Origin of the sequence: Moorena bouillonii PNG, from assembly GCF_001942495.1 — a bacterium.
GTDB classification, from domain to species: domain Bacteria; phylum Cyanobacteriota; class Cyanobacteriia; order Cyanobacteriales; family Coleofasciculaceae; genus Moorena; species Moorena bouillonii.
Map to the genome: position 1 here is coordinate 6,319,237 of NZ_MKZS01000001.1, position 14,514 is coordinate 6,333,750.

The 14,514-nt window shown below is 40.7% G+C and carries 15 protein-coding genes and 1 pseudogene; 6 read left to right on the forward strand and 10 right to left on the reverse strand.

Going from position 1 to position 14,514, the window contains the following annotated elements; translation table 11 throughout:
- Positions 1–32: 32 nt before the first annotated feature.
- On the reverse strand, positions 33–1,391 hold the full coding sequence (locus tag BJP37_RS25750) for a hypothetical protein (protein WP_075903088.1): 1,359 nt from the start codon (positions 1,389–1,391) through the stop codon (positions 33–35).
- 521 nt (positions 1,392–1,912) lie between these two features.
- On the opposite strand from BJP37_RS25750, the gene BJP37_RS37440 reads away from it, so the two are divergent.
- The gene (locus tag BJP37_RS37440) at positions 1,913–2,113 is read left to right on the forward strand and encodes a hypothetical protein (protein WP_143727796.1); all 201 of its coding nucleotides are present in this window, start codon (positions 1,913–1,915) and stop codon (positions 2,111–2,113) included.
- Positions 2,114–2,190: 77 nt separating this feature from the next.
- Here the strand turns inward: BJP37_RS37440 and BJP37_RS43945 are convergent, their stop codons facing one another.
- Complete coding sequence (locus tag BJP37_RS43945) at positions 2,191–2,325, reverse strand: hypothetical protein (protein ID WP_269087068.1); 135 nt, start codon at positions 2,323–2,325, stop codon at positions 2,191–2,193.
- Positions 2,326–2,957: 632 nt separating this feature from the next.
- On the opposite strand from BJP37_RS43945, the gene BJP37_RS34955 reads away from it, so the two are divergent.
- The gene (locus tag BJP37_RS34955) at positions 2,958–3,938 is read left to right on the forward strand and encodes a hypothetical protein (RefSeq protein WP_143727797.1); all 981 of its coding nucleotides are present in this window, start codon (positions 2,958–2,960) and stop codon (positions 3,936–3,938) included.
- A gap of 491 nt (positions 3,939–4,429) precedes the next feature.
- Here BJP37_RS34955 and BJP37_RS25760 read toward each other — a convergent pair whose 3' ends face one another.
- From BJP37_RS25760 to BJP37_RS40085, 5 genes are all read right to left on the reverse strand, one after another.
- Complete coding sequence (locus BJP37_RS25760) at positions 4,430–5,296, reverse strand: hypothetical protein (RefSeq protein WP_075903090.1); 867 nt, start codon at positions 5,294–5,296, stop codon at positions 4,430–4,432.
- 96 nt (positions 5,297–5,392) lie between these two features.
- Positions 5,393–6,511, reverse strand: coding sequence for a glycosyltransferase family 4 protein (locus tag BJP37_RS25765; protein ID WP_075903092.1), 1,119 nt, complete (start codon positions 6,509–6,511; stop codon positions 5,393–5,395).
- 430 nt (positions 6,512–6,941) lie between these two features.
- Positions 6,942–7,991 (reverse strand): FkbM family methyltransferase, encoded by a 1,050-nt coding sequence (locus tag BJP37_RS25770; RefSeq protein ID WP_075903094.1) that lies wholly within the window; start codon positions 7,989–7,991, stop codon positions 6,942–6,944.
- Positions 7,992–8,011: 20 nt separating this feature from the next.
- A complete protein-coding gene (locus BJP37_RS25775) occupies positions 8,012–8,707 on the reverse strand; it encodes a class I SAM-dependent methyltransferase (protein WP_075903096.1) in 696 nt (231 codons plus the stop codon).
- 25 nt (positions 8,708–8,732) lie between these two features.
- Complete coding sequence (locus BJP37_RS40085; RefSeq protein ID WP_158069780.1) at positions 8,733–8,870, reverse strand: hypothetical protein; 138 nt, start codon at positions 8,868–8,870, stop codon at positions 8,733–8,735.
- A gap of 136 nt (positions 8,871–9,006) precedes the next feature.
- Here BJP37_RS40085 and petP point away from each other — a divergent pair, with 136 nt between their 5' ends.
- From petP to chlG, 3 genes are read left to right on the forward strand one after another with little or no spacing between them, the layout of a single operon-like run.
- Positions 9,007–9,201 carry a cytochrome b6f subunit PetP gene (gene petP / locus BJP37_RS25780; RefSeq protein ID WP_071106221.1) on the forward strand — a complete coding sequence of 65 codons (195 nt, stop codon included), beginning with the start codon at positions 9,007–9,009 and terminating at the stop codon, positions 9,199–9,201.
- Between the two features lie 42 nt (positions 9,202–9,243).
- The gene (locus tag BJP37_RS25785; RefSeq protein WP_075903098.1) at positions 9,244–10,344 is read left to right on the forward strand and encodes a Get3/ArsA fold putative tail anchor-mediating ATPase NosAFP; all 1,101 of its coding nucleotides are present in this window, start codon (positions 9,244–9,246) and stop codon (positions 10,342–10,344) included.
- 9 nt (positions 10,345–10,353) lie between these two features.
- Positions 10,354–11,325, forward strand: coding sequence for a chlorophyll synthase ChlG (gene chlG / locus BJP37_RS25790; protein ID WP_075903100.1), 972 nt, complete (start codon positions 10,354–10,356; stop codon positions 11,323–11,325).
- 273 nt (positions 11,326–11,598) lie between these two features.
- Here chlG and BJP37_RS25795 read toward each other — a convergent pair whose 3' ends face one another.
- The gene (locus BJP37_RS25795) at positions 11,599–12,351 is read right to left on the reverse strand and encodes an FkbM family methyltransferase (protein WP_075903102.1); all 753 of its coding nucleotides are present in this window, start codon (positions 12,349–12,351) and stop codon (positions 11,599–11,601) included.
- 14 nt (positions 12,352–12,365) lie between these two features.
- Here BJP37_RS25795 and BJP37_RS37450 point away from each other — a divergent pair, with 14 nt between their 5' ends.
- A complete protein-coding gene (locus tag BJP37_RS37450; RefSeq protein ID WP_143727799.1) occupies positions 12,366–12,584 on the forward strand; it encodes a hypothetical protein in 219 nt (72 codons plus the stop codon).
- Positions 12,585–12,661: 77 nt separating this feature from the next.
- On the opposite strand, the pseudogene BJP37_RS25800 reads toward BJP37_RS37450, so the two are convergent.
- Positions 12,662–13,084 (reverse strand): annotated as a pseudogene (locus BJP37_RS25800) (SPFH domain-containing protein); the annotation flags it as partial.
- A gap of 20 nt (positions 13,085–13,104) precedes the next feature.
- Complete coding sequence (locus BJP37_RS25805; RefSeq protein WP_075903104.1) at positions 13,105–14,412, reverse strand: RNA-guided endonuclease InsQ/TnpB family protein; 1,308 nt, start codon at positions 14,410–14,412, stop codon at positions 13,105–13,107.
- Positions 14,413–14,514 lie beyond the last annotated feature (102 nt).

Genomic DNA, 14,514 nt, shown 5'->3' on the forward strand with positions numbered 1-14,514 from the left:
ACAATTATTTTTGGATAGAACCATTTCCTAATTCATTTGGGAGGGCTATAAAAACTTCTAAAACCTTTCCACACTTTACCACCTTGTTGAATGTTTTTATTAGCTAAAGACACCCAATACTCGTGAGACTTACGTTCAAAATATTCTATAGACTCTAAATCCTCAAAAGAATCTTGAGATTCTTTTGAGATTACCGAAATTTGAGCCAACCTTTCTCTAATATCTTGATAATTATCAATAGCTACTTTCTGAAATTGAAGAACTATAGGAGTAAAACAAAGCATTATCCATAAAAAAGCTATAATTATATGAATTTTAGCAAAAATTTTTGAGATTTTATACCCAAGCCAAACAAAAGCCAAAGGAACAAGTGAGATTGAAGCTACCCATTGTCTTGGTAAAATCCAATAGTTACTCCGAAAAGAGACATAAGATAAAAATATAGATATTCCCAAGGCTATAATTATTAGAAAAATAGGACTGATGAGCTCTTTAAGATAAACTTTCCTAAGTTTTGGATAAACTATAATAATTGAGAAAATTACGAAAATGGTAATAAGCAATGGTTCTAAAAATTTTTGTAAGAATTCAAAATGACTGAAGCCTATAAAAGTGGTGATTAACTCATCCTTTTTGCTCCAATAAAAAGGATCGAATGTAAACTCTGGCTGCCCTCGTAACCAAGTTAATAATCCCAAAGTAAAATAGACTATTGTGCCGAGTACACAAAGAGGAATATTCGTATGTTTAATGACAGAGTTAATGGAAATTTTTTTGCCAATTTTAATTAATTTTTGCAAGTATGTAAATACAATAATTGCTAACCAATAAACATAAAAGTAAGGGTGGAATAGTACGCCCATTAAAATAGAAAATAATCCAAAAAATGTCAAAATCGGACGGGTTCTTTGGGGCAAAGGGGTACTGTAATAGGCCAAGGTACAAACCGTAGCAGTTACTAAAGGCATATAAGGGCGGGCTTCACCCACAAAATACATTAGCTGAGTTTGATCAAAAAGAGCAAGAATACCAATCACTTGCCAGAAAAAAGGCATGCCCCAAAGACGGAACAGATAAATTGCTGCTAAAAACAAGACCAAACCAGAGAAAATACTGGGAAATCTTAGCCAAAAGATGTTAGCACCAAAGAGCTGCATTAACCAGTAGTTAATAAGCATATAAATGCCTGTCTGTCCATGATTAATCGTTAGAATAGACTGACTGATAGCGTTCCAAGCTTCAGCCGTTGTCTCATAGCTGCCGAAAGCAAAATGTAAAAACTCATCAATCCAAATTGGCCGACCAAAAGATGAGTGTAATGCTACGCAAAACAGAGATAGTAGTAACAAGCAAATATTAGAAATATGGTAATTGATTAATTTATTTTTCATCACCCTCAATAACCATTGATAAAAAGACCCTTAAAACGGTATTAATATGAAGATGTTAAAAGGTTAGCACTAAAAATATTTCAGATTGTAATAAAACTTTACATAGCGGTACTTAGACAATTATTAAAGCAAAAATCAGGTATAATGATTGCTCTAGTTAGCAGCTATTATGTCGTTATGTTTAGGGGATCGCTCCCACGAGAGAAACTCCCCCCGCAGCAATGCCTCCCGTTTCGCTTAAATGATGTAGTACTATGGGTAATTTGGGAATTAGCGATCGCCCGTTTCTGGAATCATACCCCCATTCAGGAACGCCAAAAAGTTTTTTTAGATTGGCATCTTTTTTAGTAATTGATCCTACTTAGTCTAGGAGAGCCACAAATGACTTAGGATTGCTAGAGTACAATATACCGTGCTTGATAATACCGTGCTTGATAATAACGATAGACAGACATCAGGGATTTTTGTAAACTTTTATTACTGGATTCAACACTTCTGTTCCCATTGCTTATAGTATATTCTTGGCTAACACCGATGAAAGGCTAGCAGTCGTTGCAATTCTGGATTCGGTCAGAGACTCTCACATTTATGGAGACTTTGGTTTTCTCGGTAACTCGTGGGCATTGCCAATGCACCAACAGACCCAAAACCCCATTCAAGCAAAGATAGCCAGCCTACTTTACGCTGGTTACTTCGCCGTCACTATAATCAAGATGTCTTAACTTTTCAGACTGTTTCCTCTTCCCTTTAATTTCACAGTAAGTATTCAGCCGTCAGCCGTCAGCCGTCAGCTAAAAGCTCACGCTACTTGAGGTGCCGTCAGCTGAAGTAACTCAGCATTATTCCAATGCTTACCTGTTTTCTTCAAAAGCACCTCAAGTAGCGATGCAGCGCGGTCTTGGGGAGGCAGCGCGGTCTTGGGGGTTCCCCCCATGAGCGACTGCCGTGGTTTCCCCCATGAGCGACTGCATCAAGACAGCGTGCGCGTAGCGCATTAGCTGATAGCTGATAGCTGACGGCTAAATGCTTAGAAATTAAGATTATTGAGAATCAGCCTTGGGGGAAATCTTTGACTGAAGGGATTGTCAGAGATGCCGTGAAAAGTCAGCTCGTGTATTAGAGTATTGAAACCACTTCACAGTAAGAAGATGGCTGTAGACCTTTTAAAGTTGAACTAATACAGTTTATGTTTAAATTATGTTTAAAACTCTAAATAACCGCAAACTATTAAGCAATTTTATTGTATTAGCATTGATGCTAATTACTTTTTTTAGTATAGCCTATCAAACCGGACTAATTACCTCTGGTTTTCGTTATTTTATTGACGATCATCTTATCCCTCAAGTCTCTTACGATTTAAGCACTAAAGGATTTTTTTAAACTGTATCTACTTGGATAAATATTGATAAAAGCTTAAATAGGTTTAGGCCTTTTTATATCATTCATTTAGTCACGGTAACCAAACTATTTGGAGTTAATTCAACCTTATGGTATTCGTATATTACTCTCTTAGCAACTTTGACCACTTTTTTTATTTTTCTATTTGGGAGATTATTGAACTTTTCATTGTTAATTGCATTTGTTTTTTCGATATCAACTTTGCTAGGAAGGCAATCCGACATATGGACAAGGCCAACACTTCCAGAGGCTTATGCAATGTTTTTTCTATCGGTATCACTAGTATTTTTGGGACTAAGTTGTAAAGAGAAATATAATGAAGCATTTACTAATGTAGTCTTTGTTATATTGACTATTGTTATGTCTCTTTGTAAAGAATCTTTTATTATTTTTATTCCTACATTAATGGTTGGTAAACTTTTTTTATATAAATATGAAAGACAACATTCCCTTTGGCAAACTATCAAGCATAATAAATTTCCTTTACTATTTATAGCTTCTACATTTGTCTTAGAAATTTATTATATTCTTTTCTCTTTGGGAACTGCTGGGATGGGATATGCAGGAGTAGATGAAAGTAGCTTTAAATTTTATTCAATTTTATCAACCAGCAAGGTTTTTTTTACAGAGAGTCATTTAGTCATAGCTTTTATTGGTTTAGGATTATCTCTAATTTTGACCAAATTAAATCGAGATTCAATCTTAATACCACTCAGGGAGTTTGCCCCTTTTTTGATACTCCTATTGGTTTCGGCAGCTCCTCACATTTTGCTCTATTCTAAATCTGGAATAAATCCTGGTTATTATTTATTTCCTGCCATTGTAGTAGCTTGCCTTTTTCTGGCAAAAGTTTTGTCTTATATTGCTCGTTATTCTCAATGGTTAAGTCTTTCCCTAGTAGCCATATTAGTTGTGATTCTGTTAAATAGAGTTCCCTTAGTTTGGAATATGTACTCTCTACAAGCAAAGGATAGTAAGTACATGAATAATTTCTTGAAACAAGTTGAATTATGCACTCCTAATAATGACAAACTTTTAATAGTTGCTAATCCGCGCGTGCGTTATGAAGTACTTGCAGGAAGTTTACCAACAGTGCTTAAACACGTTATTAACAGAGACAAGTTTTTAATAGCAACCTATGGGTTATAAAAGACTAATTTTTATTCAGATACACTAAAATAAAGTGAAAAAATTTGGGAATTTATCAACCCGGAAAGCGTTCTTGGATTATATCAAAACAAAACTATTTTGAATACAAAAAATAAAAGTGATATTGAAGCCGTTATAATTTTTGATGGTTTAGATAATGATTTTATAAAGACAAATAAAGACTGGTTTAGCCCTCAAGACTATAAGTTACATGAATTTAAAATTAGCTTTTCTCTAGTTCATTTATATTGTAAACAATAACTTAGAACGCAGAAATGGTGAATGTATTAATAAAACTTTACATTTACAAAAAGTTGATTCCTATTGACAGGCGATCGCTTCAAAATCCGGTAGTGGTACACAGGTAGTGATTTTAGCTCCCGTTAAGCTCTTAGGCATTTAAAATGCCTAAGAGCAAGGCAGAAGCCAGAAGCGATGCAGTCGCTCATGGGGGAAACCACTCGCGCTTTGCATCAAGACACTGGTTGGATTCAATTACTTTTTCCCAGGATCTGGTGCAATAATTGCTCTGTTTTTCTTTTCACAAACCCCCCGATTATCTTAAAGGGATGAGAGTTGCTTTCCTTTGTCTCCCCCGCAGCTCTAGGAGGAAAACTCACAATTTTTTGATAGTCTAAAGGGTTAAAAAAACGCTCAGGAGTAAAGGGAGGAGAAAAGGCATCATTTACTAAATCTTCACGGACATAAAATCCATTGGCAGAATATAATCCGCAACCTACTAACACCATCCCCTTACTGCGAGCTAGCTTCTCTAAAGCTACAAGAGAAGCTCCATAAGCACTAGAATTACAATCCCAGCGAAAATTAGGGTCATAGGGCATGATCCATTCTTGAGGTGGTGGATAGGAATGATTATGCTCTAAACAAACAACTCTAGGTTGTATAACCGAAATAGCCTCATAAACGTAATAGTCATTACTATCAATATCCACTGAAAGAAAATCAATTTCTCCAGTAATACCACCCCTTTCAATTAAATCATTAATATTTTCGGCGTTAACTACCGCTTCGATAAATTTTAAGCGACCTTCCCCAATGGCATCTTGATAATTTTCTCTAATAGTTTTTGCATAGTCTGGCAAGGATTCTATCCACAATCCTGTCCATCCCTTTTCTAAAAGATAATGACTATTGTTTTCTCGCCCTGTTTCTGCTCCAAACTCCACAAAAATTCTTGATTTTATCCCAATTCTATTAAATATTTCCTCTATAATGCCGTCTTCATCCGATTGAGAGTGTATCTTAAACCCAAAATGCTCTAACCTTCGTGGATCATCCCCTGCTCGAATCTTGCGGTCTTGTTTAATTTGTTCTATAACTGAATCCTGTTTATTCATGACTGTATTACCTCACACCGATCCAAATATTACCGTCTTCGGGGTTTGATTAGCAACTGATACTGCTGACAAACTTATAGCGGTGTCCAGGATTCATCAGCTAATTGAACGATAGCCATCCCAAGTCAGTTGAGCAGTCTTTTGCCACGTGAAAAGCTTAGCACGTTGCCGTCCTTTCTCAATCATAGATGCCCGCTGTTCTGAGTCTTCTACAACTATCTCCATAGCGTTAATTAGTCCATCCACAGAATCTGGCTCAAATAAACTAGCTGCATCTCCTACTACCTCAGGCAAGGAAGAGGTTAAGCAGCAGATAACTGGACATTGGCATTCCATTGCCTCTAGGGGCGGTAAACCAAATCCTTCATAGCGGCTGGTATAAATTAGGGCTTGGGCATTACCATATAGGGTTTTGAGTAGGGCATCATCACCCCTAAGATAGATGAAATTTTGCCGCATATTATGCTCTTCCATAACCCTTAATTCGGATTCCAAAAAATCACAGGAACCCCCAAAACACACTAATTTTAAATTATCCCGTAATTTAGCACTAGCAGCAAACGCTTTGAGGACTATTTCAAAATTTTTATATTTTGAACGAGTTCCCACATACAGGAAGTAAGGCTGACTACGGCAATCCTTTGGTAATTCACATTCGTTAGCGTCTTTAATTCGACTTGCCCAATAGGTGACTTTAGTTTTTTCCGGATTAACTCCCAATAATTCTACTAAATCATTTCGGGTATTTTCGGAAGCTACAAAAATTAAATCAGCTTGTTCAACTAGCTGTTGCTTATTTTTAATTAATGGCTGAAACTTAGCTTGTCCTGAGAGAAATTTTTCCGGAATCATATCATGGATCGTGATCACAAGTTTCTTAGGGTTAACAATTTCTACTAAGTCAGCATCATAGTAGGTAGGATGATAGATATCATAATGTCTACCAAATTTACGGACAAACCATTGAAAGGATAGTTTATTGATAGTGTCATTAATAGCCTTACCTGTTGGAAAGGGCAATTTTGGTATCACCCCATATCCGGTGAGTTGAGCGCGATACTCTGAAATATCATACCCATCGGTCTTGATGCCACGATGCCAATGAATTGAGCAGTCAGAGTTTGGCGATAACTCTCGCATTAACTCAATAAAAATTCGGGATATACCACCAAATTTCTGGATAGCAAACATCTGATGGTCGTAGAGAATATCCATGGTGACTTTTGAGTTGTAAACAGACTACCTTATGGGAAGGCAATAGGCATGCTAGCAATAGGCAAGAGTCAAGAGACAAGAGCAACCCACCCCTAACCCCTCCCAGGAGGTAAAGGCAAGAGGCAAGAGGCAAGAGGCAAGAGTTAATTAACTATATAGAAAATTTTGGTAACCTCAAAAACTCTAATCCTTAGTTACTATGCTAAAGGCTACTATATTTCCAGTTGACTAATGATCATCTCTGAAATTGGCTTAGGGATTACCGATTACCCAACCACCCTTGTTAAATGCTTTTTAGAGAAAGAATATAGCGTTTGTATTTGAGATGTAAACCTGTATGGTCTTTTTCTATTGTCAAATGAAACTCCGTATTTTTTTACCCTTTTGCCTTTTGCCTTTTGCCTTTTGCCTTACTAAAAATTAGTTTAAATTAGTTTGATCTTATAGCAAAGATATCAGGTTCTTTTAGTTTATCACTATCTTCCTTTGTCTCTAAATTATGATAGACTTTACTCAATTGATGTTCACGCTCTGAGCCAGAAACCATTAGGAATAAATTAGCGCTTGTTGCACTCCCTAAGGTTAGTGCTGCTTCTGGAGTTGGTATAGATTTTAGTACTCTTGGGTTAGAATCTACGATCCAGCCCCGGAGGTTTTGATTGTAAAGATTCACAAGAGAGGACATCAATGCTTCACGTCTGTGCTCATTTAGATTCTTGGCACTCACTTCCATCATGATCACTAGATTTGGTGAGCGCTGAATGGTTTCCATGGCACCATTTAATACGGCAAATTCGTATCCTTCTACATCAATCTTGATGGCATCTATTTGGGATAATCCCAACTCTGGAAGTATGGAATCTAGACTACGGACTGGAATTGAGATCTTTTCACGCAAGGCAGACCGTTTAGTATCATCCATACCACTAAATGCGGATTCCTGGGTAATATAAAAGTCTGTTTCTCCATCTTCACCACCGATGCATAGGTCATGGCAAGAAACTAACTGTTGTAAGTGGTTAACTTCTACATTTTGTTGTAAAAGCTGGTAGGCATCTGGGTTAGGTTCAAAGGCATGAACACAACCGGTGGGAGTTAATTTTGTAGCTGATGAGACGGCGTAGTAACCAAAGTTTGCTCCTACATCTAGCACAATGGAATTGGCATCGAGCAGACCTAAAAAGAGTTGGGCATCAAAGTATTCTTGGTAATGGCCGTAGTAAAAGTCGCACCCCAGTCGATCTCCGACATCAACGTGGAATGTCAAGCCTGATGGCAAATTCACTGCTTGGATATCCCGGACCCCTACTGGATGGAGTTTCTCTCGAAGCGATCGCAAAAACAAGGTGTAGGGTACCGCCAAGTTGGGAAAATCCATCGCCTGAGGCAGAAAATGATGGAATACCTGAAGATAAATCTCCATCTTCTCCAACTCATTTATGGACTCATGGCTAGGTAAATGCTCTTCCTGACTATCCATTAATTCGTAAACTCGTTTAGTTATTGTTTAGCAAAATTATACTTTGGCGTGACAATCTCAGGTGAGGGAACTAAATCACTGACTTGTAACTCAACTGTAGATGCTAAAAATATTCGGCGTCTTTGGTGCTTGGTTTCCGTTTCCCAGAAATCTTCATGGTCTACATAACCATGATAGTCGTATAGATAAGGAAATCCTGAAACTTGGAGCATTTTAAGCAAGCCACTTCTGCTAGGAATCATGGCATGGTAGGTTAAGCCCTGAGTTTCGTTTTTGCCTTCTTCAACTAGATAGGTAACTGGTTCATCAAAAGGAACATTCATACTTTCAATAAATAACATTTTTTTGGTTAATAACTGCAAATTACGAATGACTTTGAAGGGATTTTCTGTGTGATAGAGCAAGCCGAAACAAAACACTAAGTCTGCTCCAGCAAATTGAGACATCTGTGGGGTAGATTCAACATCAACCTGATAAAACTTAGCTTCAGGTACCCGTTTACTAGCCTCTTCAACAAGTTCTTGTCTCCCCTCTAAACCAATTACATTTACTCCCCAATTCACCAGCTTTTTAGAAAACCAACCAGGACCACATCCCACGTCAAGGCAAGTGGTAAAACTTAATCCCTGATTGAGTTTAAGCTGATTGAGAACGTTTTCTGCTACAGCCCAGCGGGCTTGATTAATCGCAATATAGTAAGGTTCATCAAATAACATGATTCTAATTTGACTAAAATTTCGATCACAAACTTATATAGCAAAGGGAACAGCGGATCTGGGAACAGGGAGCAGGGAGTAGGGAGCAGGGAGCAGGGAGTAGGGAGCAGAGGCACCCTCCCCACACTACCCACACCTCCCACACCTCCCACACTTCCGACACTTCCCTAGATTATGGGTATTCAACCGGACTTGATATCAGTCCCAGGGGCAGCAGTCGAACTTATGGCAGTTTTCCCTGATGTGATCGCGACAGATTCCGGTAAACTGAGGGGTGGTTTATCGTATGATCTAGAGCAATGAAAATCGGGCAACAAGTAAAAGTGTTTCGTCTAAGAGACCGGGTAGGCAAGGACATCGCAAATAAACTGGGGAAAGTAGGCACGATCACAGATTATAAAATGACCGATGGCAGTGGAGTTGGCGTGACAGTGAAATTTGAGGACAACAGCTCTACCTGGTTCTTTGAGGATGAATTGAAAGTCGTAGACTAGATTTTAATAAACGCGATCGCACCGAGGCACGAGACTTGCACTATGGCACGGATTCTAACATTTCTGGGTAAAGGCGGCACAGGTCGCACTACTGTGGCAATTGCTGCCGCTAAGCAGCTGTCGAGCCTCGGTCAACGAGTGCTACTGGTAGGACAAGACCCAAGTCCTAGCTTTGGACTGCTGCTGGGGCTATCCCCAACGTCTGACCCGGTGGAAATAAGTCCTAACCTCCGGGTAGTACAGCTAATGACTACAGTACTACTGGAACGCAGCTGGGAAGATGTCAAAAAGCTAGAGGAGCAATATTTGCGATCGCCTACCCTAAAAAATGTCTATGGTCAAGAACTGGGCATCTTACCGGGGATGGATCATGCTTTAGCCCTCAACGCCCTTCGGGAGTACTACCAAAGCGGTCAGTATGACGCGATCATCTACGATGGCACCGGCTCTCAAGCTACCCTGAGAATGTTGGGAATGCCAGAAATTATCAGTTGGTATAGTCGTAGATTTCGCCAAGTCATGGCAGATTCTGACCTGGGCAAAGCCATTTCCCCCTTTATCCAACCAGTCACTAGCGCCATCCTAAATGTGTCATGGACGAGTGAGGACTTTGCTGGTGAACCAACTAATCAGGCCAACAATATGTTGGAGGAGGGAAAAAATGCGATCGCAGATCCCAATCGGGTCGCATCCTATCTGGTCACTACCGATGACCCCCTAGCCATTGCCACAGCCAAGTATTTGTGGGGTAGTGCCCAACAAGTGGGTGTTACTGTCGGTGGTGTGGTGGTAAACCAAACCCCGGTAACCCCAGCAATAGAATCGGAATTTGCCCCTCTAGTCGTTAATACTCTTCCCACTTCCCCACCAGGGGAAGATTGGCAATCCCTGATCGATGCCCTGCCAGATTTTAAACAGGCATCCCAGGCACCCAGACCCATGACTATCGACATTCCTGGTCGCAACGTTCGTTTATTCTTACCAGGTTTTAACAAAAAGCAGGTGAAACTCACCCAATACGGTCCAGAAGTCACCGTTGAAGCGGGGGATCAACGGCATAATATCCTGCTTCCCCCACAACTTAGTGGTCAATCCGTCAAAGGGGCTAAGTTTCAAGATGGCTATTTAATCATTTCATTCTAGGTAGTCATTATGACTGAAGAAAATCTAACTGAACAAAGTGCCAAAACCCGTCAGCTACTGGGTATGAAAGGCGCAGCTCCTGGTGAAAGCAACCTCTGGAAGATTCGCCTGCAGTTGATGAAGCCAATTACCTGGATACCCCTGATGTGGGGGGTAGTGTGTGGTGCTGCTTCCTCCGGTGGCTACACTTGGACACTCGAAGACCTTCTGATGGCAGCCGCCTGTATGTTGCTTTCTGGTCCGTTGATGGCAGGGTATACCCAAACCCTGAATGATTTCTATGACCGCGAAATCGACGCCATTAATGAACCTTACCGTCCTATCCCATCAGGAGCCATCTCTATCCCCCAGGTGATCACCCAGATTGTGGTGCTACTCCTAGCAGGTATCGCTCTTAGCTACGGACTCGATGTTTGGGCTGGTCATGAATTTCCCACACTCACCTGTCTTACCCTAGGCGGTGCCTTTCTAGCCTATATCTATTCTGCCCCACCCCTGAAACTGAAAAAAAATGGTTGGCTGGGAAACTATGCTCTCGGTGCCAGCTATATCGCCCTTCCTTGGTGGGCAGGTCATGGCTTATTTGGTCATCTTAACCTGACTATTATGATTCTGACCCTGTTCTACTCCCTGGCAGGGTTAGGTATTGCAGTAGTTAATGATTTCAAAAGTGTGGAAGGCGATCGCGAATTGGGCTTAAAATCCCTACCAGTCATGTTTGGTGTTACCACAGCAGCTTGGATTTGTGTGGTGATGATTGATGTCTTTCAAGCAGGGATTGCTGGTTATTTAATCAGCATTGATCAGAAGCTCTACGCTGCTATTCTCATCCTATTAATAATCCCCCAAATCACCTTCCAAGATATGTACTTTCTTCGTGACCCCCTGAAAAATGATGTCAAATACCAGGCTAGTGCGCAACCGTTTTTGGTACTAGGGATGCTGGTTGCTGGTTTGGCTTTGGGTCATGGAGCCATTTAAAATAGGGAATCGGGAATCGGGAATCGGGAATCGGGAAAAAATCCTGTGTACCTAACTAATAGCTATGAGAAAGGCTATATATAGGGTTAAACCGGACTCGATCTGAAGGCTTATATGATGTTCAGCTAATCAGTTATGAAACAACGTAGCTTCCTTCTGGTAGGCAATCTCCCTCCTAATTCCCTGTTCCCAGATCCGCTGTTCCCTGTTCCCTATTACCTACTATTTATAAGTGTTCAACCGAGCATGATATTAGTACTTACAGTGAATCGGTCAACCAGGGTAAGAAGCAATCAAATCAAGGTTTTTTGGAAGTTCTCCACCATCAGGTTTGTCTAAGACTTGAATCTTGTAGCCTAAAGATTCTAACAACTGACAACATTGCTCATAGACAGGTCGTCCATGGATAGACAAGAAAATGGTAGGATGAGCACTTTCCAACAGAGATTTGGCACCAAGTAGAACGAACTTCTCATGGCCCTCCACATCAATTTTGATGCAGTCGGGCACAGGAATTTCACCACTGGCAATCAGTTCATCTAAACTAACCATCTTGACTTGAAGTGTTCCTTGAGAAGAAATACCCCCCTGATAGCTGCCAGAGGTTTCTCTAAAGGATGCCATACCAGAGCGGTCTGAAAGCGCTGCTGCCATAACTGTTGCATTGGTAATGCTGTTGATAGACAGATGTTTTCTTAAGTAACCAAGGTTTTGGGGTAGGGGCTCAAAGGCAAAAACTTTTCCATTATCACCAACTAGCACCGAAGTCAATAGTGTAAAGAAACCAGCGTGAGCTCCAATATCAAATACAGTGTTTCCTAATTTCAGAGTTTTCTCAAGCACCCGTTGGTTCTCATACTCATAAGTCCCTAACCAACAGCCGTTTCTCCCAGCACCAACTATCCATTTTTTACCCGCGAGCTTACCTAGCCAGATTGGCATTGTCATCTCAGGAGGAATTAGCCTTAAGGGCAAACGTAAAACCTGACCAAAGAGGCTTTTTCGGGAAATCTGTTCCAAATCCATAGTTTGATTACCTGATGAAGCTGAAAACTATTAGAGTTTCTATTGATACAATTCCCGAAAATTATCTTCAAGTAACAGCTTTACCATTTACCGTTAGCGGTCAGTGGTCAGCCGTCAGCCGTCAGCCGTCAGCCGTCAGTGGTCAGCCGTCAGCCGTCATTGGTCAGCTTATTTTATTCAAAAGCTGTTCGCGTAGCGTGTGCTTAGCATATAAGCTAATAGCTGATAGCTAATAGCTGATAGCTAATAGCTGATAGCTGTTCGCGTAGCGTGCGCGTAGCGCTTAAGCTGATGGCTGATAGCTGATAGCTTAGAGTTTAAGACTACCAGTATTGACCACAGGTTGTATATTTTGCTCAGCCGTCAAAACCACTAGCAAATTGTTAATCATTGCTGCTTTTGTTTCCTGGTCTAGCTCGATAATTTGGTGATCGTTTAGCCGCTTGATGGACATTTCCACCATGCTTAAGGCACCTTCGATAATTTCTTGACGAGCTGCGATGATTGCTTGTGCTTGCTGACGCCTTAGCATCACTTGGGCAATTTCCGGAGCGTAGGCTAAATAGGAAATACGACTATCTATCACCTCGACACCTGACACCTCCAAGCGAGCCTGTAACTCTTCCTTGAGAGCTGCTGCAATCTCTTCGGGGCTGCCTCTGAGTGAGGCTAGGTTTTCTTGATTAGTATCGTAGGGATAGCGACTAGCTAAACCACGGATAGCAGTCTCACTGTGACTACTCCCACATCAAATCAAAGATTATGATGTGGGCTTCTCAAACTCACGTATGAGACTTGCTGCTCCTCGGCGGAGGCCGACGCTACGCGAACGACATCCTGTGTCGATTTACTACAGCCATCAAGCGGTAGTCCAACCGCCAATAATCCACGATTCAAAATGTTGATACCACTGTTCCAATCACGATCAATTTTGACATGGCAGCTAGAACAGCAATGAACACGATCGCCTAAACTTTTTTCGACCCTAGAGCCACAGTTGAAACACTCAATACTTGTGCCACGTGGGTTAACTTCCTGAACTAACAAACCGCGTTTGACCGCCACTGCTTGCAATATTTCCAAGAATGCTCCCCAGGCTGCATCATGTATTGATTTTGCTAAATTAGTTCGTGCAAGTCCTTTGATATTTAAGTTTTCATAAGCTATTAAGTCATATTTGTTGCACAGCCAATGAGCAACCTGATAATGAAATTCTTTTCGACAACGGGCTAAATGAAGGTGTAATAAAGCGCCTTTATTTTTAGCTTTTTTCCAGTTACTAGACCCTTTAACACGACGTGACATTACTTTTTGAGCTAATGCCAGTCTGTCTTGAGCCTTCCTATAGAACTGTGGAATAGGTACAGCTTCACCGTCAGACGTAGTTAAAAATTTTTCTAAGCCAACGTCAATCCCAACAGCAGATTTAACCAAATTTATAGGCAATATTTCAGGTACGGTGTCATCCTTCATTGAGATGCAACAATACCAACCGTCAGCTTTTTTGACTATAGAGCATTGCTTGAGAGTAAATCCATCAGGTAATGGTCGATGCATCACCACAGGGATTGAACCAATTCGGCTTAGTTTTAAAACCCCATCAATTAAATGCGCTCCGGCTTTAGGACTGTTAATTCTAGGAAAGACAAACGATTGACCTTTGGTCACGCTGCGCGATCGAAGTTCGCCAGCCTTCTTGAACCGAGGTCTACCTCCACGTTTGCCGCTAGCATCAGGTTTTCGCCACCTATCCCACGCCTTGTTAAGACGTTGTAAATTAACCTGTTGGGTTTCTGCGTAAATTTTTTTGTATTCAGGAAATAGTCGTTTTGTTTCTTTGAGAGCTGCCTGTTGAGTGTAGTAATTTACCGTTTCTGGAATTTCACCAATCGGCTCACTTACCAAGCTGCACCTGTCAATCGGACAACGAGTCCGATGAAGCCAATCAAGTCGTTGTCCCAAAGCGTAGTTCCAATGACGACGCAACAATTCAAGCCATTTTTCCATGATGGCGATTTGTTCAGGGTTTGGCTTGATTCGGTAGCAATAAGTGAGTATCATGGTTTTATTGCAATATTTATCGCAAAATCATGAAAGGCAACTATACAAGAGAGAACAGGTCGGTTGATCGTATTACTGTACATATTGTACTAGTAACCAAGT